Here is a 22,246-nt window from a genome sequence, read left to right as displayed (position 1 = left end):
GAAAACCGAGGTGCGCCCCGGCCCTGTCTTTTTGCAACCTAGAGGGATGCCCGCAGTGAGTTCTCCCGTAGCCCCGCAGCCCGCCCCCACGCTCGCGGAGCTGGCCGCCCGGCTGCCCGGTCTGATGCTGCGCGACGCGCAGCGCCTCGGCCGCCGCCTGGAGGGCACCCGCAAGGTCCGCTCGGACGAGGCCCGGCAGAAGGTCCTGGCCGAGCTGGCGGCCGAGTTCGACCGCTCCGAGCTGCGGGTGGCCGACCGGCGCGCGGCGGTGCCCGTGATCCGTTATCCGCAGGAACTGCCGGTCGCGCAGAAGAAGGACGACATCCTGGCCGCCGTCCGCGACCACCAGGTGGTGATCGTCGCGGGCGAGACCGGCTCCGGCAAGACCACCCAGATCCCGAAGATCTGCCTGGAGCTGGGCCGCGGCGTGCGCGGCCTGATCGGCCACACCCAGCCGCGCCGGATCGCCGCCCGCACGGTCGCCGAGCGGGTCGCCGAGGAGCTGGACACCCCGCTGGGCGCGGCGGTGGGCTGGAAGGTCCGGTTCACCGACCAGGCCGGCCAGGACACCCTGGTCAAGCTGATGACCGACGGCATCCTGCTGGCCGAGATCCAGACCGACCGGGACCTGCGCCAGTACGACACCCTGATCATCGACGAGGCGCACGAGCGCAGCCTGAACATCGACTTCCTGCTCGGCTACCTCAAGCAGCTGCTGCCCCGCCGTCCCGACCTCAAGGTGATCATCACCTCCGCCACCATCGACCCGGAGCGCTTCGCCGAGCACTTCGACGACGCCCCGATCATCGAGGTCTCCGGCCGCACCTACCCGGTCGAGGTCCGCTACCGCCCGCTGGTCGAGGACGCCGACCAGGACGCCGACGAGGACGAGTCGGACCGCGACCGCGACCGCGACCAGATCCAGGGGATCTGCGACGCCGTCGAGGAGCTGCAGGCCGAGGGGCCGGGCGACATCCTTGTGTTCCTCTCCGGCGAGCGCGAGATCCGCGACACCGCCGACGCCCTGACCAAGCTGAAGCTCAGGTTCACCGAGATCCTGCCGCTCTACGCCCGGCTCTCCTCCGCCGAGCAGCACCGGGTCTTCCAGCGCTCCTCGCAGCGCCGGGTGGTGCTGGCCACCAACGTCGCCGAGACCTCGCTGACCGTCCCCGGCATCAAGTACGTGATCGACCCCGGCACGGCCCGGATCTCCCGCTACAGCCACCGCACCAAGGTGCAGCGGCTGCCGATCGAGGCGATCAGCCAGGCCAGCGCCAACCAGCGCAAGGGCCGCTGCGGCCGCACCTCGGACGGCATCTGCATCCGGCTGTACTCGGAGGAGGACTTCCTCTCCCGCCCCGAGTTCACCGACGCCGAGATCCTGCGCACCAACCTGGCCTCGGTGATCCTGCAGATGACCGCGGCCGGCCTCGGCGACATCGCGGCCTTCCCGTTCCTCGACCCGCCGGACTCCCGCAACATCAAGGACGGCGTCAGCCTGCTGCACGAGCTGGGCGCCCTCGACCCGAACGAGAAGGACCACCGCAAGCGCCTGACCGACCTGGGCCGCAAGCTGGCCCAGCTCCCTGTCGACCCGCGGATGGCCCGCATGGTGCTGGAGGCCGACCGCCTGGGCTGCGTGCGCGACGTGATGGTGATCGCCGCCGCGCTGTCCATCCAGGACCCGCGCGAACGCCCCGCCGAGAAGCGCCAGGCCGCCGACGAGCGCCACCGCCGCTTCCACTCGGAGACCTCCGACTTCCTGTCCTACCTGGCGATGTGGCGCTACGTCAGGGAGCAGCAGAAGGAGCTGTCCTCGTCCGCGTTCCGCCGGATGTGCAAGTCCGAGTTCCTCAACTACCTGCGGATACGGGAGTGGCAGGACGTCTACGTCCAGCTGCGGACCATCGCCAAGCAGCTCGGGGTCACGATCGACGAGCCTCATGACGACGCGGAGCCGGACGCGGACCGGATCCACCAGGCACTGCTCTCCGGCCTGCTCTCCCACCTGGGTCTGTTCGACGTGGAGAAGCGCGAGTACGCGGGCGCCCGCGGGGCCAGGTTCGCGGTGTTCCCGGGTTCGGGGCTGTTCAAGAAGCCGCCGCGCTGGGTGATGTCGGCCGAGCTGGTGGAGACCTCCCGGCTGTGGGCGCGGATCAACGCGAAGATCGAGCCGGAGTGGGTGGAGCCGCTGGCCGCCCACCTGATCAAGCGCAGCTACAGCGAGCCGCACTGGGAGAAGAAGGCCGGCGCGGTGCTGGCGTACGAGAAGGTCACGCTGTACGGCCTGCCGATCGTCGCCCAGCGGAAGGTCAACTACGGCCGGGTCGAGCCCGAGCTGTGCCGCGAGCTGTTCATCCGCTCCGCGCTGGTGGAGGGCGACTGGGAGACCCACCACCGGTTCTTCGCGGAGAACCGCAAGCTGCTCGACGAGGTCGAGGAGCTGGAGAACCGGGCCCGCCGCCGGGACATCCTGGTCGACGACCAGACCCTGTTCGACTTCTACGACGCCCGGCTGCCGGAGGACGTGGTCTCCGCCCGGCACTTCGACGCCTGGTGGAAGAAGACCCGCCGCGACCAGCCCGACCTGCTCAACTTCGAGAAGTCGATGCTGATCAACGACTCCGCGGACGGGGTCACCGAGGCCGACTACCCGGACTTCTGGCCGCAGGGCAAGCTGCGCTTCCCGCTGACGTACCAGTTCGAGCCGGGCAGCGACGCGGACGGCGTGACGGTGCACATCCCGCTGCCGGTGCTGAACCAGGTGGTGTCGGAGGGCTTCGACTGGCAGATCCCGGGCCTGCGCGAGGAGCTGGTGACGGCCTGGATCCGGGCGCTGCCGAAGGCGATCCGCCGCAACTTCGTCCCGGCCCCGGACTTCGCCCGGGCCGCGATGCGGGAGCTGACGGACCGCCAGGAGCCGCTGCTGCCGACCCTGGAGCGGGTGCTGCACCGGATGTCGGGCCTGCCGATCCCGCCGGAGGCCTGGGACGAGGAGCGCATCCCGGAGCACCTGAAGGTGACCTTCCGGGTGGTGGACGGCAAGCGGAAGCTCGCCGAGTCCAAGGACCTGGAGGAGCTGCGCCGCAAGCTGCAGCCGAAGTTGTCGGAGACGCTCTCCAGCGCCGCCTCCGGCCGCGGCATCGAGCGCACCGGCCTGACCGCCTGGCCGGCCGACCTGCCGGTCCTGCAGCGCACCTTCGAGCAGCGTTCCCGCGGCCACTCGCTGCGCGCCTACCCGGCGTTGGTGGACGAGGGCGCGAGCGTCGGCATCAAGCTGTTCGACACTCCGGAGGCGCAGGCCCGTTCGATGTGGGCGGGCACCCGCCGGCTGCTGATGCTCCAGGTCAACTCCCCGGCCAAGTCGATCCAGGGCCGGCTGGGCAACCAGGCCAAGCTGGCGCTGTCGTACAACCCGCATGGCTCCGTCCCGGCGCTGTTCGAGGACATCGTGGCGGCCGCCACCGACCGTCTGATGGGGTTGAACGGCGGCGTGGTGTGGGACGCGGAGGCGTTCGCCGGGCTGTACGACAAGGTCCGCGCGGACCTGTACGAGCTGTCGGCGGACACCACCCTGAAGACCGCGACGGCGCTGATCGCCTTCCACAAGGCGTCGACCCGGCTGAAGTCGGTCTCCAGCCCGGTGCTGCTGTCCGCGGTGAACGACATCCGGCTGCACCTGGCCTCTCTGGTGCACCCGGGCTTCGTCGCCGACACCGGCTGGTCGCGGCTGGGCGATCTGAAGCGCTATCTGATCGCGGTGGACCGCCGCCTGGAGGCGCTGCCCAACCACCCGCAGCGCGACCTGCAGAACCTGCTGAAGGTACAGGCCGTCCAGCAGGCGTACGGGGAGCTGCTGGCGAAGGTGCCGGCGGGGCGGGAGCCGTCGCCGGAGGTCCGGGCGGTCCGCTGGATGATCGAGGAACTGCGGGTGAGCTTCTTCGCACAGGGTCTGGGCACCCCGAGCCCGGTATCGGAGAAGCGCATCCTCAAGGCGATGGAGGCTGCCGCGGCGACCCTCTGAGACCCGCCCGGAACCGGCTCCGGAGGTGCCCCGGAGCCGGTTCGACCTGGGGGGTCGCCATGCAGTACAGTCTGTCTTGTTCGCAGGCGAGAGCAGGCGGGCAAGGATCAGATCACTGGTCCCGTGGAGCAGTTGGTTAGCTCGCCACCCTGTCAAGGTGGAGGTCGCGGGTTCAAGTCCCGTCGGGATCGCAGGTGCGAGGGTCCGGAACCGTCAAGGTTCCGGGCCCTATCGCGTTTCCGGGGCCGGGCACAAGATAACGCCGCTGTGATCACCGTCACTGAACACCTTTTGAGACACGACTTCCACGGCATCGCCGCAAAGTGCCCTTATTTAATATATAAAATTGTACTGCCTTTCCCGGTAATGCCCCCCTCCCCCTGTCGCCCCAACGGGAATCCCGCATTCCGCCCCCGGACATGCCGAAGGGCCGTTCCTCCCGGCCCGGCGGAGTCGGGGAGAACGGCCCTTCGGACCTACCGGGCGCACCCCCGACCCGGCGGAGTCGGGGAGGCGGCCCAGGGATGACTGGGGATCAGACCTCGGTGCGCTGGGCCGGAATACCGGCCAGCAGGGCACGCACCTCCGCCTCGCGGTAACGGCGGTGCCCGCCGAGGGTCCGGATCGACGTGAGCTTGCCGGCCTTGGCCCAGCGGGTCACGGTCTTCGGGTCCACGCGGAACATCGTGGCGACCTCTGCCGGTGTCAGCAGGGGCTCGGCGTCAGGGGTACGAGCGGTCATGAGCGGCCTCCTCGGGAGAACCGAACCAGGGCGGTTCTATCCTTCAAATTCTGCACCTTGGCCCGCGATGCCCGAAATGGCAGGGACGGGCCGAGTCGGTTATAGGACGAACGGCTTGTCCTGGTGTCTACAACTACACCATCCGTCCAGTCCCATCGGCCAAACCGCCAAAATTGACCCCTCACGGGTTCAAGACCGACGGAAGCCCACGGACCACCCCATAACGGACAGTCACTCTACGGTGACTTCCGGTCACGGTGCGGCACGCCTGGGCGAGCTTGGGTTGGTTGTCCCATTTTGGCACATAGGTCTGAGTTCGCGTCAACGGTGAGTAGTGTCACGTTCCATGGGTATTGACCCGTTCCGGGACCATGGTCCCGGAAACCGCAGCAATGGTATGGACCATCCTCCCCCCTCGCACCGACATTCGACCAGTGGCTTTTTTCTGACGATCCGTCAACCCGATCCGTTCCCGTTCAGGACGACTGCCGCAGCGCCAGCACCCGCCGCCAGCGCCCGGTCAGCGCCTCGTGCACCCGCACCGCCTCCTCGGTGTCCCCCGACCGCAGGGCCGCCAGCCCGGCCGCCAGTTCGCCCACCGAGTGCTCCTCCGCCAGCCCCTTCGGGCCCAGCAGCTGCACCAGGCCGCCGTAGTCCAGTTCCACCAGCGAGCGCGGGTGGAACTCCTCCAGCCAGCGCCCCACCTCCTCCGCGCCGCCCGCCAGCACCCCGTCCGGCGCCTTCTCCCGCAGCACCCGGTACGCCCGGGCCACCCGGCGGCGGGCCTGCACCATCGGCGTCAGGTAGAACAGCGCGGCCGGGTCCGGCCGTTCGCCGTCCGCGGGCGTGTCGGCCGGCAGGTGGCAGCGGTCCTCCTCGCCGAACGCCAGGAACCAGCGCAGCGGCACCTCCCAGCGGCTGGTCATGATCCACGGCCGGGCGTCCGGGTGGTCCTGCTGCCACTGCGCCCGGTCGGACTCCGCCGCCGCCCGCAGGGCCGGGGGCAGCACCGTGTCCACCAGGTGCGCCGGCAGCGCCCGCGGGAGCTCCTGGAGCGCCAGCCAGGCGCGCAGCCGGGTCGTCCAGGGGCAGATGTAGGTCACCCCGTCCTGCACCCGCACGTAGGCCCGTCCGTCCTCCCGGTCGGGCAGCGGACGGGGCGTCAGGGCCGCCAGGCGGGCCAGCGCGCCGCGCTGCTCGGCCAGCGCCGCCCCGGTCACCGGACGGCCCGGCCCCTGCGCGTCGGGGCCGTGCGCGGCGGCGTACGCCTGCCAGGCGGACCGGTCGGGTTCGGGGTAGGCGGCCAGCGGCTCGTAGACCCGCAGCTGCGCGGTGTAGGGCGGGAGCACGGTCGTGCGCGGAGCGGTCACGCTCCGCATGGTCGCACGCGCCTGCGGGAGCCGTCAGGGTGTCGTGCGGACGGCTTCGGTCGTTGTGCCCCGGGGGCCGTCCGGGGGCAGATTCGAAGGCGGCCCCGGGGCTACGCTTCCACCAGACGCCCGCACCACAGCCGCGGGCCATCCTTTACTGGAGTCACCACCGTGACCGACGTACACACCACGCACCCCGCACCAGGCGTGCTGAGCCGGATCTTCGGCACCGGCCAGGACGGCGAGGGGCACGAGCAGATCGTGCTCTGCCACGACCGTTCCTCCGGCCTCAAGGCGATCATCGCCATCCACTCCACCGCCCTCGGCCCGGCCCTCGGCGGCACCCGTTTCTTCCCGTACGGGACCGAGGAGGAGGCGCTGCAGGACGCGCTGAACCTCTCCCGCGGGATGAGCTACAAGAACGCCCTCGCCGGGCTCGACCTCGGCGGCGGCAAGGCCGTCATCATCGGCGACCCGAACCGGGACAAGAACGAGGCGATGCTGCGCGCCTACGGGCGCTTCGTGCAGTCCCTGCGCGGCCGCTACATCACCGCCTGCGACGTGGGCACCTACGTCCAGGACATGGACGTGGTGGCCCGCGAGACCGAGTTCGTCACCGGCCGCTCGCCCGAGCACGGCGGCGCCGGCGACTCCTCCATCCTCACCGCGTTCGGCGTCTTCCAGGGCATGCGCGCCTCCGCGAAGGCCCGCTGGGGCCAGCCCACCCTGCGCGGTCGCCGCGTGGGCGTGGCGGGCGTCGGCAAGGTCGGCCACTACCTGGTCGGCCACCTGGTCGCGGACGGCGCCACCGTGGTCGTCACGGACGTCTCCGAGGCCGCCGTGAACCGCGTCCGGGCCGCCCACCCGGAGGTCGAGGTGGTGGCCGACACCGCCGCTCTGCTGACCGCCGCGCTGGACGTCTACGCCCCGTGCGCGCTCGGCGGCGCGCTCACCGACGAGACGGTGGCGGCGCTCGGCGCGGCCGGCACCTCGATCGTCTGCGGCGCGGCCAACAACCAGCTCGCCCACCCGGGCGTGGAGAAGGACCTCGCCGACCGCGGCATCCTGTACGCGCCCGACTACCTGGTGAACTCCGGCGGCGTGATCCAGGTCGCGGACGAGATCGAGGGCTTCAACTTCGACCGCGCCAAGAACAAGGCCACGAAGATCTTCGACACCACGCTGGAGATCTTCACCCGGGCCGCCGTCGACGGGATCCCGCCCGCGGTGGCCGCCGACCGCCTGGCCGAGAAGCGGATGCGGGAGATCAGCGCGCTGCGCTCGGTGCTGCTCCCGGCGCCCCGCCGGAGCTGACCGCGACCGACCGACTGCGCGGGGTCGACGACCGGTCGGCCCCGCGCATCACGATGTGGAACCGGATTCTCAGTCCGTCCCCCGATCGGGCGATAGCGCGCCTCCTTCGGGGGATAATCTCTGCAGGAACGACGGGACCGGCCACACGCCGGACAGCCTGCGAAAGCCCCGGAATTCCCCTCTGACCTGGGCGGACCTGGTTCGGGGGGGCTCGGGTGCGCGCCACGTGACACCGGCGACGTACCGTCCGGCGGCGGAAACAGGTACCGTTAATGCTCCAAGGGACGGTTTCCCACTTCGGGCAGGCCGGACCTGATCATCAACACGTGTCAGACTCGGGGCCGTGAGCCCCACCGTTGAGGGGGTCGACCCATGGGGCGCGGCCGGGCCAAGGCCAAGCAGACGAAGGTCGCCCGCGAGCTGAAGTACAACAGCGGCGGGTTCGACGCAAACCGTCTGTCAAACGAGCTGGGCGTATCTCCGTCCACCGCGATCGAGCCTGAGCCGATCGAGGACGACGACGAGGACGATCCCTACGCGGCGTACGCGGACATGTACAACGACGACGATGACGAGGACGAGGACACCCCTCCGGCTCGTCGCCGCGCGTAACGTTCTTCGACCGGACCGGTCCGAGCGCTCCCCGTGAGCGCCGGGCCGGTTTTCGGCGTCCCGCGCCGCGCCGGTCGTGCGAAGGGCCCCGCCGCAGGTGCGGCGGGGCCCCTCTCGCTGCCTCGGATCAGAACGCCTCGTAGGCGTTGTACAGCGCCGCGCCGCCCTCGTGCTCGGCGGTGCGGTCGACCACGTCGCCCAGCAGCCAGGCCTCCACGTCGCGGTCCTCCAGGACGGCGAGGACGGTGTCGACCGACTCCGGCGGGACCACGGCGACCATGCCGACGCCCATGTTCAGGGTCTTCTCGATCTCCAGGGTCTGCATCGCGCCGACCTTGGCCACGGTCCGGAACACCGGCAGCGGCGACCAGGTGCCGCGGTCCAGGCGGGCGTGCAGGTGGTCCGGGATGACCCGGGCCAGGTTGGCGGCCAGGCCGCCGCCGGTGACGTGCGAGAAGGCGTGGACCTCGGTGGCGCGGGCCAGCGCCAGGCAGTCCAGCGAGTAGATCCTCGTCGGTTCCAGCAGCTCCTCGCCGAGGGTGCGGCCGAACTCCTCCACCCGGCGGTCCAGGCTCCAGCCGGCCTGGTTCAGCAGCACGTGCCGGACCAGCGAGTAGCCGTTGGAGTGCAGGCCGGAGGCGGCCATCGCGATCACCACGTCGCCCGCCCGGACCCGGTCCGGGCCGAGCAGCGCGTCGGCCTCGACCACGCCGGTGCCGGCGCCCGCCACGTCGTAGTCGTCCGGGCCGAGCAGGCCCGGGTGCTCGGCGGTCTCGCCGCCGACCAGCGCGCAGCCGGCCAGCGTGCAGCCCTCGGCGATGCCCTTGACGATGGCGGCGACCCGCTCCGGGACGACCTTGCCGACGCAGATGTAGTCGGTCATGAACAGCGGCTCGGCGCCGCACACCACCAGGTCGTCGACGACCATGGCGACCAGGTCGTGGCCGATGGTGTCGTGCTTGTCCATCGCCTGGGCGATGGCGACCTTGGTGCCCACGCCGTCGGTGGCGGTGGCCAGCAGCGGGCGCTCGTAGCGCTTGAAGGCGGAGGCGTCGAACAGTCCGGCGAAGCCGCCGAGCCCGCCGACCACCTCGGGCCGGTTGCTCTTCTTCACCCACTGCTTCATCAGCTCGACGGCGCGGTCGCCGGCCTCGATGTCGACACCCGCGGCGGCGTAGGTCGCCCCGGTCTCGTTGCTGGTCACGTGATGTGGCCCTTTCGAAGTGGTGGTGCTGTCACCCCCGGCCGGGGCCGGGAGGGTGCCCCCGGCCCCGCGGCCGGGGGCGGCTCGCACGGTTACGGGCGTCGCAGCGCGTCCGCCGCGCCCGCGCCACCCAGCAGCGACTGCACGCCGTCGAGGTCGCTGGTCTGCTTGCCGCCGCGGACGGGCTGCTTGGCCTGGCCGCCGGCGATCTCCGCCTCCAGCAGCAGCTTGCCGAGCAGCGCCGGGTCGGGCAGCTCCATCGGGTACTCGCCGTCGAAGCAGGCCCGGCAGAGCCTGTCCTTGGGCTGCTTGGTGGCCTCGATCATTCCGTCGATCGAGATGTAGGCCAGCGAGTCGGCGCCCAGCGAGCGGCCGATCTCCTCGACCGAGAGGCCGTTGGCGATCAGCTCGGCGCGGGTGGCGAAGTCGATGCCGAAGAAGCACGGCCACTTCACCGGCGGCGAGGAGATCCGGATGTGCACCTCGGCGGCGCCCGCCTCGCGCAGCATCCGCACCAGGGCGCGCTGGGTGTTGCCGCGGACGATCGAGTCGTCCACCACCACCAGGCGCTTGCCGCGGATGACTTCCTTCAGCGGGTTCAGCTTGAGCCGGATGCCCAGCTGGCGGATGGTCTGGTTGGGCTGGATGAAGGTGCGGCCGACGTAGGCGTTCTTCACCAGGCCGGAGCCGAACGGGATGCCGCTGGCCTCCGCGTAGCCGATCGCGGCGGGGGTGCCGGACTCGGGCGTCGCTATCACCAGGTCGGCCTCGGCCGGGGCCTCGGCGGCCAGCTTGCGGCCCATCTCCACCCGGGACAGGTGGACGTTGCGTCCGGCGATGGTGGTGTCCGGGCGGGCCAGGTACACGTATTCGAAGACGCAGCCCTTGGGCTTGGCCTCGGCGAAGCGCGAGGTGCGCATGCCGTTCTCGTCGATGGCGATCAGCTCGCCGGGCTCCACCTCGCGGATGAAGCTGGCGCCGACGATGTCGAGGGCGGAGGTCTCGGAGGCCACCACCCAGCCGCGCTCGATCCGGCCGAGCACCAGCGGGCGGATGCCCTGCGGGTCGCGGGCCGCGTAGAGCGTGTGCTCGTCCATGAAGACCAGCGAGAACGCGCCCTTGACGTCCGGCAGGACCTTCCGGGCCGTCTCCTCGATGGTGAGGTCCGGGTGGCCGGCCAGCAGGGCGGTCAGCAGGTCGGTGTCGTTGGTGGCCGCGGTCCGGCCGGAGCGGGAGACGTGCTCCTCGCCCGGCAGTCCGGCGACCATCGCCGCGAGTTCGGCGGTGTTGACCAGGTTTCCGTTGTGGCCGAGGGCCAGCGAACCGTGAACGGTCGCGCGGAAGGTCGGCTGGGCGTTCTCCCAGACCGAGGACCCGGTGGTCGAGTAGCGGGCATGTCCGACGGCGATATGCCCGTGCAACGACCCCAGGGAGGTCTCGTCGAAGACCTGGGAGACGAGTCCCATGTCCTTGAAGACGAGAATCTGGGAGCCGTTGCTCACTGCGATGCCCGCGGATTCCTGTCCGCGGTGCTGCAGGGCATAGAGGCCGAAGTACGTGAGCTTCGCGACCTCCTCGCCGGGAGCCCAGACACCGAAGACGCCGCAAGCGTCCTGGGGGCCTTTCTCGCCGGGAAGAAGATCGTGGTTGAGTCGTCCGTCACCACGTGGCACGTCTTCGAGTCTAGGGCAGGTGGAGCGAACGGCCTGATGGCAGCCTCGGGGTACGCGCGTAGACCTAGCCCCTTACCAGCTTTTCGCACAGTCGGCGACCGGCTTCACGCCCTTGTCATCGGGCCTTCGCACAGTGGACGGGCGGACGGAACGTGAGCCTGCTCACCCTGGGTGATCAGGCCGGGAGCAGCAGCCGCCAGGAGTCCGGCCGGACCGTCCAGGTGCGGTTCCGGACCGGGCCGACCGGGCAGCCGTCGGCCTCGTAGCCGAAGCCGCGGCCGGCCACCGTGAGCCGGCCGGCCCGGTGGCGCTGCGGGCGGCCGTCCAGGTCGAGGGCGAGTTCCATGGCGCCGTCGACCATGGCGACCCGCAGGTGGCGCACCCGCTGGTGGACGTCGGCCAGCAGGCGGCCGTCGGCCTCGATCCGCAGTTCCTCGGCTGCCGGAGGGCTCGCCTGCTCGGCCGCAGCCAATTTCGCCCATAGCGAACGCCAGCCACCCGTTCGGCCCTGCCGCGGGCCGGTGAAACGGACCTCGGCGAGCACCACGCCGCCGCCGTCGTCGAGCAGCAGGTCCAGCCGCCGGGCCCCGCCGGCCAGCACCGCGCGGGCCGCGGCGACCGGCTCGGCGGGCACCCCGAGCAGGCGGGCGGTGGCGGTGGCGACCGGGCCGCCGACCGGGACCAGTCCGACCGGGTCGGTGTCCAGTTCCCGTTGCCGGTGCAGGGCTTGGAGCACTCGCTGGAGCGCCTGGTCCGATCCGATCACCACGGCGCGGCGCTTGCCGCGGTGCGCCAGCACCCGGTCGAGTTCGGAAGGGCTCTCCGGCAGCGCGACCTTGACGTCAGCGCCGCCGCACAGCACGTCCTTGGCGATCCGCACCGATTCTCCGTCCGCCTCCTTGGCGGCCGGGTCGAGCAGTACCAGCAGCGGCCCGGGGCTCTCGGCGTCCGGCGGGCGGGATACGGGCGTGGACAGCGACGACACGACCGGTCCTTCCTCAGGTAATCTCTCGGTGCAAGAGCCCCTTGCGCCATTGCGCCAGGGGCTTCGTCCATCTCGGGCCAGACTGCGGTCTTCGCAGGATGCCCCAACCGGAAGGGGTGTACGCCTGTGCCGGCACTCGTGCTCGTTGGTGCCCAGTGGGGAGACGAGGGCAAGGGGAAGGCGACCGACCTCCTCGGCGGCTCCGTCGACTACGTCGTCCGCTACCAGGGCGGCAACAACGCCGGTCACACGGTGGTCATCGGCGACCAGAAGTATGCCCTGCACCTGCTGCCTTCCGGCATCCTCAGCCCGAACGTCGTCCCGGTGATCGGCAACGGCGTGGTGATCGACCCGGGCGTGCTGCTCTCCGAGCTCAAGGGTCTGAACGAGCGCGGGATCGACACCTCCAAGCTGCTGATCTCGGGCAACGCGCACCTGATCACCCCGTACCACCGGACGCTGGACAAGGTCACCGAGCGCTTCCTCGGCAAGCGCCGGATCGGCACCACCGGCCGCGGCATCGGCCCGGCCTACGCCGACAAGATCAACCGGGTCGGCATCCGGGTCCAGGACCTGTTCGACGAGTCGATCCTGCGCCAGAAGATCGAGGCGGCGCTGCACGACAAGAACCAGCTCCTGGTGAAGCTCTACAACCGGCGCGCGATCCCGGCCGAGCTGGTGCTCGAGGAGTACCTGGGCTACGCCGACAAGATCAAGCCGTACCTGGCCGACACCACCCTCGTTCTGGACGAGGCGCTGAAGGCGAACAAGGTCGTGCTGCTGGAGGGCGGCCAGGGCACCCTGCTGGACGTGGACCACGGCACGTACCCGTTCGTCACCTCGTCGAACCCGACCTCGGGCGGCGCGTGCACCGGCTCGGGCATCGGTCCGACCAAGATCGACCGGGTGATCGGCATCCTGAAGGCCTACACCACCCGCGTCGGCTCGGGCCCGTTCCCGACCGAGCTGCTGGACGCGGACGGCGAGGCGCTGCGGCGGATCGGCGGCGAGCGCGGTGTCACCACCGGCCGCGACCGGCGCTGCGGCTGGTTCGACGCGGTGATCGCCCGCTACGCGACCCGGGTCAACGGCCTGACCGACTTCTTCCTCACCAAGCTGGACGTGCTGACCGGCTGGGAGCAGATCCCGGTCTGCGTGGCGTACGAGATCGACGGCAAGCGCGTCGAGGAGCTCCCGTACAACCAGTCGGACTTCCACCACGCGAAGCCGATCTACGAGAACCTGCCCGGCTGGAGCGAGGACATCTCGAAGGCGCAGACCTTCGCGGACCTGCCGAAGAACGCGCAGGCGTACGTGAAGGCGCTGGAGGAGATGTCGGGCGCCCCAATCTCGGCGATCGGCGTCGGCCCCGGCCGGACCGAGACGATCCAGATCAACTCCTTCCTGTAGGACGGCTTCGGGCCCGGTACCCCCCGCGGTGGGGGTGCCGGGCCCTTTGCATGATCTTTTTCCATTGCACTAGTGCAGATATGGCTTGCCTCTAGTGCAAAGCGCGCCTACGGTGGTGGCATGACCGCGAAGCTCCCCGCACCCGCATTCCTGACCGGCCGCCACATCCGGCTGGAGCCGCTGACCCGCGCCCACGTACCCGACCTGTTCGAGGCCGCCGGCGGGGACGAGGAGGTCTGGCGCTGGATCCCGGTGCCCGTGCCGCGGACGGCCGAGGACATGGCGCAGGTGATCGACGCCCGGCTGGCGGACCACGCGTGCACGCCGTTCGCGGTGGTGGCACTCGACAGCGGCCGGGCGGTCGGGGTGAGCTGCTACTTCGACGCCAGCGCGGAGGACGAGCTGCTGGAGATCGGCGGCACCTGGTACGCGCGCTCGGTGTGGCGGACGGCGGTGAACACCGAGGCGAAGCTGCTGCTGCTCACGCACGCCTTCGAGGACCTCGGCATGGGCCGGGTCTGCTGGAAGACCGACCACCTCAACGAGCGCTCGCAGAACGCGATCCGGCGGCTCGGGGCGGTGTACGAGGGCACCTTCCGGCGCTCGAAGCAGCGCCCGGACGGCAGCTGGCGGGACAGCGTGTACTTCTCGATGCTGGCCGCGGAGTGGCCCGCCGCGAAGGCCCGGCTCACCGAGCGGCTCGCGGCCGGCTGACGCCCCCGCGGGCCGGTCAGTAGATCGCGGCGGAGACGATCGCGGCGACGGCCAAGTTGGTGGAGGCGGTCACCCAGACCGCCGGGTGCGGCTCGCTGTCGACCAGCAGCTCGCCCAGCCGGCCCGGGGTGACCAGGTCCAGCACCCAGAACGACACGGCCATCAGCAGCAGCCCGAACAGGCCGAACACGGCGGCCGCCGCCAGGCCCTTGCCGAACTCCTGGTAGGTGGAGATGACGGCAGTGAACACGATCGCGCCGACCGACAGCAGCGCGGAGCTCAGCACCACGGCGGCGTTGCGGTTGCGCTCGATCCAGATCTGCCGGCGCAGCTGACCGGGCGTCAGCAGGTCGACCAGCAGGACGCCGAGCAGCAGCAGGGCCAGGCCGACCGCCCCGTACGCCGCCGCGTAGCCCAGCTGGTGAAGGATGTCGCTCATCCGCCCGCCCCCTCCGGTGTGCCCTGTGTCGGGAATCGGCACAACATAGCGCACCGGGGGAGGGCGACAGCGGGCCGTGCCTCAGTCGTTGTGCTCGACCAGGCGGTCCAGGCACACCGCGATGGCGATCATCAGCGGGACGTCGACGCCGTCCTCGATCTCCACGCCGTAGGTGTCGCGGATCGCGAACCACTTGCGGGAGACCTCGGCGATCCGGTGGCCGTCGGACTTGACGGCGTACTCCTTGTCGATCAGGTCGCCGTGGATCTCGTACTCGCCGCCGGCCTCCAGCTCCACGTGGTACTTGTCGTGGAACGGGGTGAACAGCTTCTTGCGGACGGTGGCGACCACGTCCCCGTCCCCGTTCTCGATCTTCATGGCGTCGCGGACGGTCAGCACCTTCTCCCGGATGGTGGCGACCGTGTTGCCCTCGGTGTCCTGCAGCTCGAAGGTGTCGCGCACGCGCAGCACCTTGCCGTCCACCAGGAACGCCTTGTCGCCGTGCTCGTCCTCGACCCAGTAGTCGTCGCCGACCGCGAACAGGCGCTCCTTGACCTGGAACTTCCGACCCATGACCCCGACTCCTCGTCTATTCGCCGGCCCGCCGTCGGGCGGCATCCGACATGGTGCCACCCGGCGCTACGTCAGGTCCCACAACAGGCGGTAGTACGCCAGGCGTTCCTCGTCCGGTTCGACCCCGTACGCCTCCAGCAGGGGACGCTCCCAGCCCGGACCGTAGTTCCACACCGTGCTCCACGAGGCCACCGCGAGGTCCGCCCACCGGTCGGCCACCCCGAGGGCGCCCAGGTCCACGTGGCCGGTCGGACGGCCGTCGTCGCCGACCAGGGTGTTCGGGGCGCAGGCGTCGCCGTGGCAGACGACCGTTCCGTCGGCCGGCGGCGGGTCGGCGAGCACCGCGAGCGCCCGGTCCACCGTGCCGTAGTGGTGCAGGTCCGGGTGCCAGTCGGCGGGGTCGCGGCGCAGTTCCACCGCCTTGGCGATCCGGCGCTGCGCCGACCAGTCGTACGGGCACTCGGCGACCGGCAGCGCCTCGTGGAACGCCCGCAGCCCTTCGCCGATCGCGCGGACGGCCGTCGCCGGGTCCCGCTTCAGCTCGGCGTCGACGGCGGAGCGGCCCGGCAGGCCCGCCGTCAGCAGCCAGCGGCCGGAGTCGTCGCCGCCCAGCCCGAGCACCTCCGGAACGGTGGTGAACCGCCGCGCCCAACGCATCCGTTCGGCCTCGTTGCGGAGATCCGCGCCGCTGCCGGCCGGCGCCCACTTGGCGAACCTGCGGCCCGGGCCGTCCCCGAGGCGGAACGTCAGCCCGTGCAGCTCGTTGCGCCAGACCGCGACGATCGGCTCGCCCGCCGCCAACTCGACCACGGCGTCCGGAATTCCGACCTCGCCCTCGGGTACGTATGCGATCACCGGCCCATTGTCGCGCCCGTCTGCGGGGCGGGCACCCGGGTTTTCGGCCCCCCGGTGCGGACGAGTGCCGCCCGGTCCTGGCCGAGCAGGGCATGACGGCCGTTCAGCAGGCTGACCCGTCCCGAACCGCTCTCCATTCCCCGGGCGATCGACCTCATCAGCGAGGTGCGGGCGCTCGGCGGCAGCTCTCCCTGAGCCACACCGGTCACGCCTTCGCCGACGCCGCCCGCGCCTCCACCGCCACCGGCCCCTCCGCCTGTCGTCGTCCCGCCCGGAATGCCGGCACGGCCCGATGGGGTTGGATGGGGACATGGCTTCTCGTGCACGTGTCCGCGCCCCCGAGCTGGTCGGCGCTGGTGGATGGCTCAACACCGGGGGCAAGGACCTGTCCCTGGTGGATTTCCGCGGCAAGATCGTGATCGCGGACTTCTGGACCTTCTGCTGCATCAATTGTCTTCATGTCCTCGACGAGCTCCGGGAGTTGGAGGAGAAGCACCGCGACACCGTGGTGATCGTCGGGGTGCATTCGCCGAAGTTCGTCCATGAGGCGGACCATCAGGCCGTGGTCGACGCGGTGGCGCGGTACGAGGTGCACCACCCCGTGCTGGACGATCCCGAGTTGGTGACGTGGAAGCAGTACGCGGTGCGGGCCTGGCCGACGCTGGTGGTGATCGACCCGGAGGGGTACGTGGTCGCGCAGCACGCGGGCGAGGGGCACGCGCACGCGATCGCGAAGCTGGTGGAGGAGCTGGAGGCGGAGCACGAGGCGAAGGGGACGCTGCGCCGCGGGGACGGGCCGTACGTGGCGCCGGAGCCGGTGGCGGGGGACCTGCGGTTCCCGGGGAAGGCGGTCCGGCTGCCGGACGGGCACTTCCTGGTCGCGGACTCGGGGCACCACTCGCTGGTGGAGCTCGCCGAGGACGGCGAGAGCGTGGTGCGGCGGATCGGCGACGGGGTGCGCGGTCTGGTGGACGGCGCGCAGCCGCGGTTCAGCGAGCCGCAGGGCCTGGCGCTGGTGCCGGCGGGCCTGGGCCTCGGGTACGACGTGGTGGTGGCGGACACCGTCAACCACGCGCTGCGCGGGGTACGGCTGGCCGACGGTTCGGTGACCACGCTGGCGGGCACCGGGAAGCAGTGGTGGCAGGGGTCGCCGACGGCCGGGGCGTCCCGTGAGGTCGACCTGTCCTCGCCGTGGGACGTCGCGTTCTTCGACGGCAGGGTGTGGATCGCGATGGCGGGCGTGCACCAGCTGTGGTCGTTCGATCCGGTGGGGGGCACGGTGCGGGTCGCGGCCGGCACCACCAACGAGGGCCTGGTCGACGGCCCGGCCGGGGAGGCCTGGTTCGCGCAGCCGTCCGGCCTGGCGGTGTCCGCGGACGGCGAGCGGCTGTGGGTGGCGGACTCGGAGACCTCCGCGGTGCGTTGGGTTTCACGTGGAACCCACGAGGTGCACACCGCCGTCGGCACCGGCCTGTTCGACTTCGGGCACCGGGACGGCGCCGCCGAGCAGGCCCTGCTGCAGCACCCGCTGGGCGTCACGGTGCTGCCGGACGGCTCGGTGGCCGTCAGCGACACCTACAACCACGCGCTGCGCCGCTACGACCCCGCGAGCGGCGAGGTGACCACGCTCGCCACCGACCTGCGGGAGCCGTCCGGGGCGGTGGTGGTGGACGGGGACATCGTGGTGGTGGAGTCCGCCCGGCACCGGCTGACCAGGCTGCGGTTGCCCGAGGAGGCGGTCCGGGTCGAGGCGGTGGCGCACCGCACCCGGCGGGCCGCCACCGAGGTCGCGCCCGGCGCCCTGCAGCTGGACGTGGTGTTCTCCGCCCCGACCGGCCAGAAGCTGGACGAGCGCTACGGCCCGTCCACCCGGCTGCTGGTCAGCTCCACCCCGCCCGAGCTGCTGGTCTCCGGCGCCGGCGCGGACACCGCGCTCGCTCGCGAGCTGGTGCTGTCCGCGGAGGTGACGGAGGGCGTGCTGCACGTCTCCGCGATGGCGGCGTCCTGCGACGACGACCCGGAGATCGAGTACCCGGCCTGCCACGTGCACCAGCAGGACTGGGGGGTGCCGGTGAAGCTGGTGGCGGGCGGGGCGACGCGGCTGCCGCTGGTCCTGGCCGGACTGGACTGAGGCGTGCGGCCGCCTGCGTAGCGGCCCGACGTGGGCGGGACTGCGCGGAGTCGGGGGGAGGTTCGGGTGAGCCTCTTCCGCTTCGCGCAGTTCCCCGCGCCCCGGTCGGGACGCGAGGTACCGAGCGGGCTGTCGGTCAGCCTTCGAGGAAGGCCTTGATGGCGCCGGCCAGGTAGTGCGGGTCCTCGGCGCCGCAGAGTTCGCGGGCGGAGTGCATGGAGAGCGCCGCGATGCCGCAGTCGACGGTGGTGATGCCGAGGCGGGCCGCGGTGATCGGCCCGATGGTGGTGCCGCAGGGCATCGCGTTGTTGGACACGAAGGACTGCCAGGGCACGCCGGCCTTCTCGCAGGCGGCGGCGAACACGGCCCGGCCGACGCCGTCGGTGGCGTAGCGGTTGTTGACGTTCACCTTGAGGATCGGGCCGCCGTTGGGCAGCGGGTGGTGCCCGGGTTCGTGGCGCTCGCTGTAGTTGGGGTGGACGGCGTGCCCCATGTCGGAGGACAGGCAGACCGTGCCGGCCAGCGCGCGGGCGCGGTCCTCGTGGGTGCCCCCCCGGGCGTAGCAGGAGCGCTCCAGGACGTTGCCGAGCAGCGGGCTCTGCGCGCCGGTGTCGGATTCGCTGCCGGTCTCCTCGTGGTCGAAGGCGGCGAGCACCGGGATGTACGGGAGCGGGCCACCGGCCTCGGCGACGGCGGCGAGCGCGGCGGTGGCGGCGTGCACGGAGAGCTGGTTGTCCAGGCGCGGGCCGGCCAGCAGTTCGCGGTCGCGGCCGAGGTAGGCGGGCGGCTGGACGTCGTGGGCCATCAGGTCCCAGCCGGCGATGTCGGCGGAGGCCAGGCCGGCCCGCTCGGCGACGTAGTCGAGCAGGGCGCCCTCGGTGCTGTCGCCGATTCCCCAGATCGGCGTCAGGTGGCGCTGCTTGTCGAGCTTGAGGCCCTCGTTGACCTGCCGGTCGAGGTGGATGGCGAGCTGCGGGACGCGCAGCAGCGGCTCGTCGAGGTGGACCAGGCGGGTGGAGCCGTCGCGCAGGGCGAGCCGGCCGGAGAGTCCCAGGTCGCGGTCGAGCCAGGTGTTGAGCGGGACGCCGCCGTAGATCTCGACGGCGACCTGCCGCCAGCCGGCCGAGCCGGTGTCGGGGATCGGCTTGACCCGCAGGTTGGGCGAGTCGGTGTGGGTGCCGACCACTCGGTAGGGGGTGGCCGGGCCGGGGCCCTCGGGCACATACCAGGCCATCAGGGCGCCGCCGCGCACCAGGTAGCGGCCGCCGCTGTCGCCGTCCCAGGCGTCCGTCTCGCGGACCCGTCGGAAGCCGACCCGCTCCAGCCGCTCGGCCGCGCTCTGCACCGCGTGGTACGGGGAGGGGGAGGCGGCGAGGAAGGCGATCAGGTCGTCCGTGTGCTTCCGGTCGAAGTGGGCCGTTCGGGCGGCGGTCGACATTTTGCTCCTGGGTTGAGGGCGGCCGGGCCTGGTGGGGTTGCGGGGGCCCGTCCCCTGAGCATATGCCCGTACACGGACAGGACTCCGGGAACTCCGCAACGGTGACACAACAGTGAACGGGGCGCGACACAACGCCGCGCGGGGCCCGGTGAGTTACCGGGCCCCGCGGGGTGAGGGTGGGTCAGGCGGTCGTTCGGGCGGCCGTGGCCACCGGATCAGAAGGCCTCTTCGGCGAGCTCCATCAGCTCGTTGTCGATCGCCTCGGCGATCTGGCGCTGCGCGGTGGTGGTGGGCAGCACGGTGCGGGCGAAGTGCTTGGCCGCGGCGATCTTGCCCCGGTAGAAGGGGACGTCCTTCTCGGAGGCGCCGGCCTCCAGCTTGGCCAGCGCGACCGCGGCCTGGCGCAGCAGCAGCCAGCCGACCACCACGTCGCCGGAGACCAGCAGCAGGCGGGTGGTGTTCTGGCCCACCTTGTACATGTTCTTGGCGTCCTGCTCGACCGCCGTCAGGTCGGCGATCAGCTTGCCGACGATGGCCTCCAGGTCACCGGCGGCGGTGGCCAGCAGGTCGCGCTCGGCGGCCAGCTCGGCGCCGCCCTCGCCGGTGGCGAGGAACTTGCTGATCTGCTCGTTGACGGCGGTCAGCGCCTGGCCGCCGTCCTTGACGATCTTCCGGAAGAAGAAGTCCTGGCCCTGGATGGCGGTGGTGCCCTCGTACAGGGTGTCGATCTTGGCGTCCCGGATGTACTGCTCGATCGGGTACTCCTGCAGGTAGCCGGAGCCGCCGAAGGTCTGCAGGGACTGGGCGAGCTGCTCGTAGGACTTCTCCGAGCCGTAGCCCTTGACGATCGGCAGCAGCAGGTCGTTCAGGCGCTCGGCGGCGGCGTCGTGCTCGCCGCGCAGGCGGGCGGCCAGCATGTCGTCCTGCACCGAGGCGGTGTAGAGGACCAGGGCGCGCATGCCCTCGGCGTACGCCTTCTGCGTGAGCAGCGAGCGGCGGACGTCCGGGTGGTGGGTGATGGTGACGCGCGGGGCGGTCTTGTCCATGAACTGGGCGATGTCGGCGCCCTGCACGCGCTCCTTGGCGTACTCCAGCGCGTTCAGGTAGCCGGTGGAGAGGGTGGCGATCGCCTTCGTGCCGACCATCATGCGGGCGAACTCGATGATCTTGAACATCTGGCGGATGCCGTCGACGGTCTCGCCGAGCAGCCAGCCCTTGGCGGGGTGCTTGGCGCCGAAGGTCATCTCGCAGGTGTTGGACGCCTTGAGGCCCATCTTGTGCTCGACGTTGGTGGCGTAGACGCCGTTGCGCTCGCCGAGCTCGCCGGTCTCCCAGTCGAAGTCGAACTTCGGCACGATGTACAGGCCGAGGCCCTTGGTGCCCGGCTTGCCGCCCTCGGGGCGGGCCAGCACCAGGTGGATGATGTTCTCGGACATGTCGTGCTCGCCCGAGGTGATGAAGCGCTTGACGCCCTCGATGTGCCAGGAGCCGTCGTCCTGCTTGATCGCCTTGGTGCGGCCGGCGCCCACGTCGGAGCCCGCGTCGGGCTCGGTCAGCACCATGGTGGCGCCCCACAGGCGCTCGACCATGCGCTGCGCGACCTGCTGCTGCTCCTCGGTGCCCTCGTCGTACACGACGCCGGCGAAGGCCGGGCCGGAGGAGTACATCCAGATCGCCGGGTTGGAGCCGAGGACCTGCTCCGCGTACGCCCAGACCAGGGAGTTCGGGGTGACCTGGCCGCCGATGCCCTCCGGGATGCCCAGGCGCCACCACTCGGCGTCCATGAAGGTCTGGTAGCTCTTCTTGAAGGTCTCCGGGATCGGAGCCGTGTTGGTCTCCGGGTCGAAGACCGGCGGGTTGCGGTCGGCGTCCACGAAGGAGGCGGCGAGGTCGTTCTCGGCCAGCCGGGAGATCTCGCTGAGGATGTTCTTCGCGGTGTCGACGTCCATCTCGGCGAACGGACCGGTGCCGTACACCTGGTCGCGGCCGAACACCTCGAAGAGGTTGAACTCCACGTCCCGCAGGTTGGACTTGTAGTGACCCATGACCGTATCTCCGGTTCGTCTGCTCCACGGGCGGCCGCTTCCGGCGCACCGCTTACCCACCAGTACGCCCCATGATGCTACCCGTTGGTAACTTGTTCAAGCCCCCTGACGTGACGGGGGTATGAACGTGGTCACGTCCCACAATGGAGCCCCGCCCCGGATTGTGCGGATCTCCCGTCCCCGAGCGGGGCGCGGCCCGATAGCCTTGTCCCCGTGTACGGCTACGAGCAGAGCGCCTACCAGGACCCCTACCAGCAGCAGATGCAGCAGGGGATGTCCGGCATGCCCGGTCCCGGGTACGGCGACCCGCAGGCCGCCCAGCAGTCGCTCTACCCCGAGCCCTCGCCGCCCTCGCTGGCCGACGCGGTGCGCGCTTTCACCACCGGCGCGATGCCGGTGGAGGACTTCCAGGCCATCTTCATCACCTCCAAGGTGTACTGCCCGCGCGGCGACCGCCCCGGCTTCCTGGCCCTGCACAACACCCCGACGCCGGTGATCCCGATGTTCAGCTCGGTCAAGGAGCTGAAGCGGTACGCGGGCAAGGAGTCCAAGCACTTCTCGGTCACCGGCGCCGAGATCCTCGACCTGCTGCCCACCGGGTACGGCTTCGCCCTCGACATGGAGGGCGAGCACCGGATGGTGTTCGACGCCCGCGCGGTCGAGCAGATGGTGGACTTCACCATGCGCCGGATGTACGGCTGATCCCGGACCCCTCGG

At 71.1% G+C, this 22,246-nt stretch carries 18 protein-coding genes and 1 tRNA gene; 8 read left to right on the top strand and 11 right to left on the bottom strand.

The features are described 5' to 3' along the window. Positions 1-46 precede the first annotated feature (46 nt). Positions 47-4,024, top strand: coding sequence for an ATP-dependent RNA helicase HrpA (gene hrpA / locus BX266_RS18920; protein WP_099901388.1), 3,978 nt, complete (start codon positions 47-49; stop codon positions 4,022-4,024). A gap of 117 nt (positions 4,025-4,141) precedes the next feature. Next, a tRNA-Asp gene (locus tag BX266_RS18915) sits at positions 4,142-4,215 on the top strand. Positions 4,216-4,559: 344 nt separating this feature from the next. Here BX266_RS18915 and bldC read toward each other — a convergent pair. Then, complete coding sequence (bldC, locus tag BX266_RS18910; RefSeq protein ID WP_030459248.1) at positions 4,560-4,766, bottom strand: developmental transcriptional regulator BldC; 207 nt, start codon at positions 4,764-4,766, stop codon at positions 4,560-4,562. A 476-nt stretch (positions 4,767-5,242) separates the two neighbouring features. Beyond that, positions 5,243-6,145, bottom strand: coding sequence for a hypothetical protein (locus BX266_RS18905; protein WP_099901387.1), 903 nt, complete (start codon positions 6,143-6,145; stop codon positions 5,243-5,245). Positions 6,146-6,307: 162 nt separating this feature from the next. Between BX266_RS18905 and BX266_RS18900 the strand changes: the two genes are divergently transcribed. Together BX266_RS18900 and BX266_RS18895 are read left to right on the top strand one after the other, a co-directional pair. Continuing rightward, positions 6,308-7,450, top strand: coding sequence for a Glu/Leu/Phe/Val dehydrogenase dimerization domain-containing protein (locus BX266_RS18900; protein ID WP_099901385.1), 1,143 nt, complete (start codon positions 6,308-6,310; stop codon positions 7,448-7,450). 372 nt (positions 7,451-7,822) lie between these two features. Continuing rightward, a complete protein-coding gene (locus BX266_RS18895) occupies positions 7,823-8,062 on the top strand; it encodes a DUF3073 domain-containing protein (RefSeq protein WP_099901383.1) in 240 nt (79 codons plus the stop codon). Between the two features lie 127 nt (positions 8,063-8,189). Here BX266_RS18895 and purM read toward each other — a convergent pair whose 3' ends face one another. The 3 genes from purM to BX266_RS18880 all read right to left on the bottom strand — a co-directional run bounded on the left by purM (position 8,190) and on the right by BX266_RS18880 (position 11,924). Beyond that, on the bottom strand, positions 8,190-9,266 hold the full coding sequence (gene purM / locus BX266_RS18890; RefSeq protein WP_099901381.1) for a phosphoribosylformylglycinamidine cyclo-ligase: 1,077 nt from the start codon (positions 9,264-9,266) through the stop codon (positions 8,190-8,192). Positions 9,267-9,358: 92 nt separating this feature from the next. Beyond that, positions 9,359-10,939 carry an amidophosphoribosyltransferase gene (purF, locus tag BX266_RS18885; protein ID WP_099901380.1) on the bottom strand — a complete coding sequence of 527 codons (1,581 nt, stop codon included), beginning with the start codon at positions 10,937-10,939 and terminating at the stop codon, positions 9,359-9,361. A gap of 175 nt (positions 10,940-11,114) precedes the next feature. Further along, the gene (locus tag BX266_RS18880; RefSeq protein WP_259464753.1) at positions 11,115-11,924 is read right to left on the bottom strand and encodes a diacylglycerol kinase; all 810 of its coding nucleotides are present in this window, start codon (positions 11,922-11,924) and stop codon (positions 11,115-11,117) included. 126 nt (positions 11,925-12,050) lie between these two features. Between BX266_RS18880 and BX266_RS18875 the strand changes: the two genes are divergently transcribed. Both BX266_RS18875 and BX266_RS18870 read left to right on the top strand, forming a co-directional pair. Beyond that, positions 12,051-13,334: an adenylosuccinate synthase gene (locus BX266_RS18875; protein WP_099901378.1), complete on the top strand. Its 1,284-nt coding sequence runs from the start codon at positions 12,051-12,053 to the stop codon at positions 13,332-13,334. A 120-nt stretch (positions 13,335-13,454) separates the two neighbouring features. After that, positions 13,455-14,048 carry a GNAT family N-acetyltransferase gene (locus BX266_RS18870; protein ID WP_099901376.1) on the top strand — a complete coding sequence of 198 codons (594 nt, stop codon included), beginning with the start codon at positions 13,455-13,457 and terminating at the stop codon, positions 14,046-14,048. A 16-nt stretch (positions 14,049-14,064) separates the two neighbouring features. Here BX266_RS18870 and BX266_RS18865 read toward each other — a convergent pair whose 3' ends face one another. The 4 genes from BX266_RS18865 to BX266_RS40040 form a co-directional block, all read right to left on the bottom strand. Then, positions 14,065-14,487: a DUF350 domain-containing protein gene (locus BX266_RS18865; RefSeq protein ID WP_099901374.1), complete on the bottom strand. Its 423-nt coding sequence runs from the start codon at positions 14,485-14,487 to the stop codon at positions 14,065-14,067. 81 nt (positions 14,488-14,568) lie between these two features. Further along, positions 14,569-15,060 (bottom strand): LURP-one-related/scramblase family protein, encoded by a 492-nt coding sequence (locus tag BX266_RS18860; RefSeq protein ID WP_099901372.1) that lies wholly within the window; start codon positions 15,058-15,060, stop codon positions 14,569-14,571. A gap of 66 nt (positions 15,061-15,126) precedes the next feature. Then, positions 15,127-15,915, bottom strand: a complete 789-nt coding sequence (locus BX266_RS18855) for an aminoglycoside 3'-phosphotransferase (RefSeq protein ID WP_259464752.1) — start codon at positions 15,913-15,915, stop codon at positions 15,127-15,129. Beyond that, positions 15,912-16,115 carry a hypothetical protein gene (locus BX266_RS40040; protein WP_259464751.1) on the bottom strand — a complete coding sequence of 68 codons (204 nt, stop codon included), beginning with the start codon at positions 16,113-16,115 and terminating at the stop codon, positions 15,912-15,914. Before BX266_RS40040 ends, BX266_RS18855 begins: the two co-directional genes overlap by 4 nt. Before the next feature lie 110 nt (positions 16,116-16,225). On the opposite strand from BX266_RS40040, the gene BX266_RS18850 reads away from it, so the two are divergent. Next, positions 16,226-18,046 (top strand): NHL domain-containing thioredoxin family protein, encoded by a 1,821-nt coding sequence (locus BX266_RS18850; RefSeq protein ID WP_099901368.1) that lies wholly within the window; start codon positions 16,226-16,228, stop codon positions 18,044-18,046. A 136-nt stretch (positions 18,047-18,182) separates the two neighbouring features. Here BX266_RS18850 and BX266_RS18845 read toward each other — a convergent pair whose 3' ends face one another. Beyond that, complete coding sequence (locus BX266_RS18845) at positions 18,183-19,484, bottom strand: M18 family aminopeptidase (protein ID WP_099901366.1); 1,302 nt, start codon at positions 19,482-19,484, stop codon at positions 18,183-18,185. Positions 19,485-19,699: 215 nt separating this feature from the next. Next, the gene (locus BX266_RS18840) at positions 19,700-21,529 is read right to left on the bottom strand and encodes an acyl-CoA dehydrogenase (RefSeq protein ID WP_099901364.1); all 1,830 of its coding nucleotides are present in this window, start codon (positions 21,527-21,529) and stop codon (positions 19,700-19,702) included. Positions 21,530-21,742: 213 nt separating this feature from the next. Here BX266_RS18840 and BX266_RS18835 point away from each other — a divergent pair, with 213 nt between their 5' ends. Beyond that, positions 21,743-22,231, top strand: a complete 489-nt coding sequence (locus BX266_RS18835) for an SseB family protein (protein WP_099901362.1) — start codon at positions 21,743-21,745, stop codon at positions 22,229-22,231. The last annotated feature ends 15 nt before the right edge of the window (positions 22,232-22,246 follow it).

This window comes from Streptomyces sp. TLI_171 (assembly GCF_003610255.1).
GTDB lineage: Bacteria > Actinomycetota > Actinomycetes > Streptomycetales > Streptomycetaceae > Kitasatospora.
The sequence above is the reverse complement of the archived record's forward strand: the minus strand, read 5'-3'. Positions and strand labels throughout refer to the sequence as shown.

What these genes read in the sequence shown, in the direction of transcription:
- hrpA (WP_099901388.1), top strand. Translation starts at nt 47, where the DNA reads ATGCCCGCAGTGAGTTCTCCCGTAGCCCCGCAGCCCGCCCCCACGCTC.
- bldC (WP_030459248.1), bottom strand. Translation starts at nt 4,766, where the DNA reads ATGACCGCTCGTACCCCTGACGCCGAGCCCCTGCTGACACCGGCAGAG.
- BX266_RS18905 (WP_099901387.1), bottom strand. Translation starts at nt 6,145, where the DNA reads ATGCGGAGCGTGACCGCTCCGCGCACGACCGTGCTCCCGCCCTACACC.
- BX266_RS18895 (WP_099901383.1), top strand. Translation starts at nt 7,823, where the DNA reads ATGGGGCGCGGCCGGGCCAAGGCCAAGCAGACGAAGGTCGCCCGCGAG.
- BX266_RS18870 (WP_099901376.1), top strand. Translation starts at nt 13,455, where the DNA reads ATGACCGCGAAGCTCCCCGCACCCGCATTCCTGACCGGCCGCCACATC.
- BX266_RS18865 (WP_099901374.1), bottom strand. Translation starts at nt 14,487, where the DNA reads ATGAGCGACATCCTTCACCAGCTGGGCTACGCGGCGGCGTACGGGGCG.
- BX266_RS18860 (WP_099901372.1), bottom strand. Translation starts at nt 15,060, where the DNA reads ATGGGTCGGAAGTTCCAGGTCAAGGAGCGCCTGTTCGCGGTCGGCGAC.
- BX266_RS18850 (WP_099901368.1), top strand. Translation starts at nt 16,226, where the DNA reads ATGGCTTCTCGTGCACGTGTCCGCGCCCCCGAGCTGGTCGGCGCTGGT.
- BX266_RS18845 (WP_099901366.1), bottom strand. Translation starts at nt 19,484, where the DNA reads ATGTCGACCGCCGCCCGAACGGCCCACTTCGACCGGAAGCACACGGAC.
- BX266_RS18840 (WP_099901364.1), bottom strand. Translation starts at nt 21,529, where the DNA reads ATGGGTCACTACAAGTCCAACCTGCGGGACGTGGAGTTCAACCTCTTC.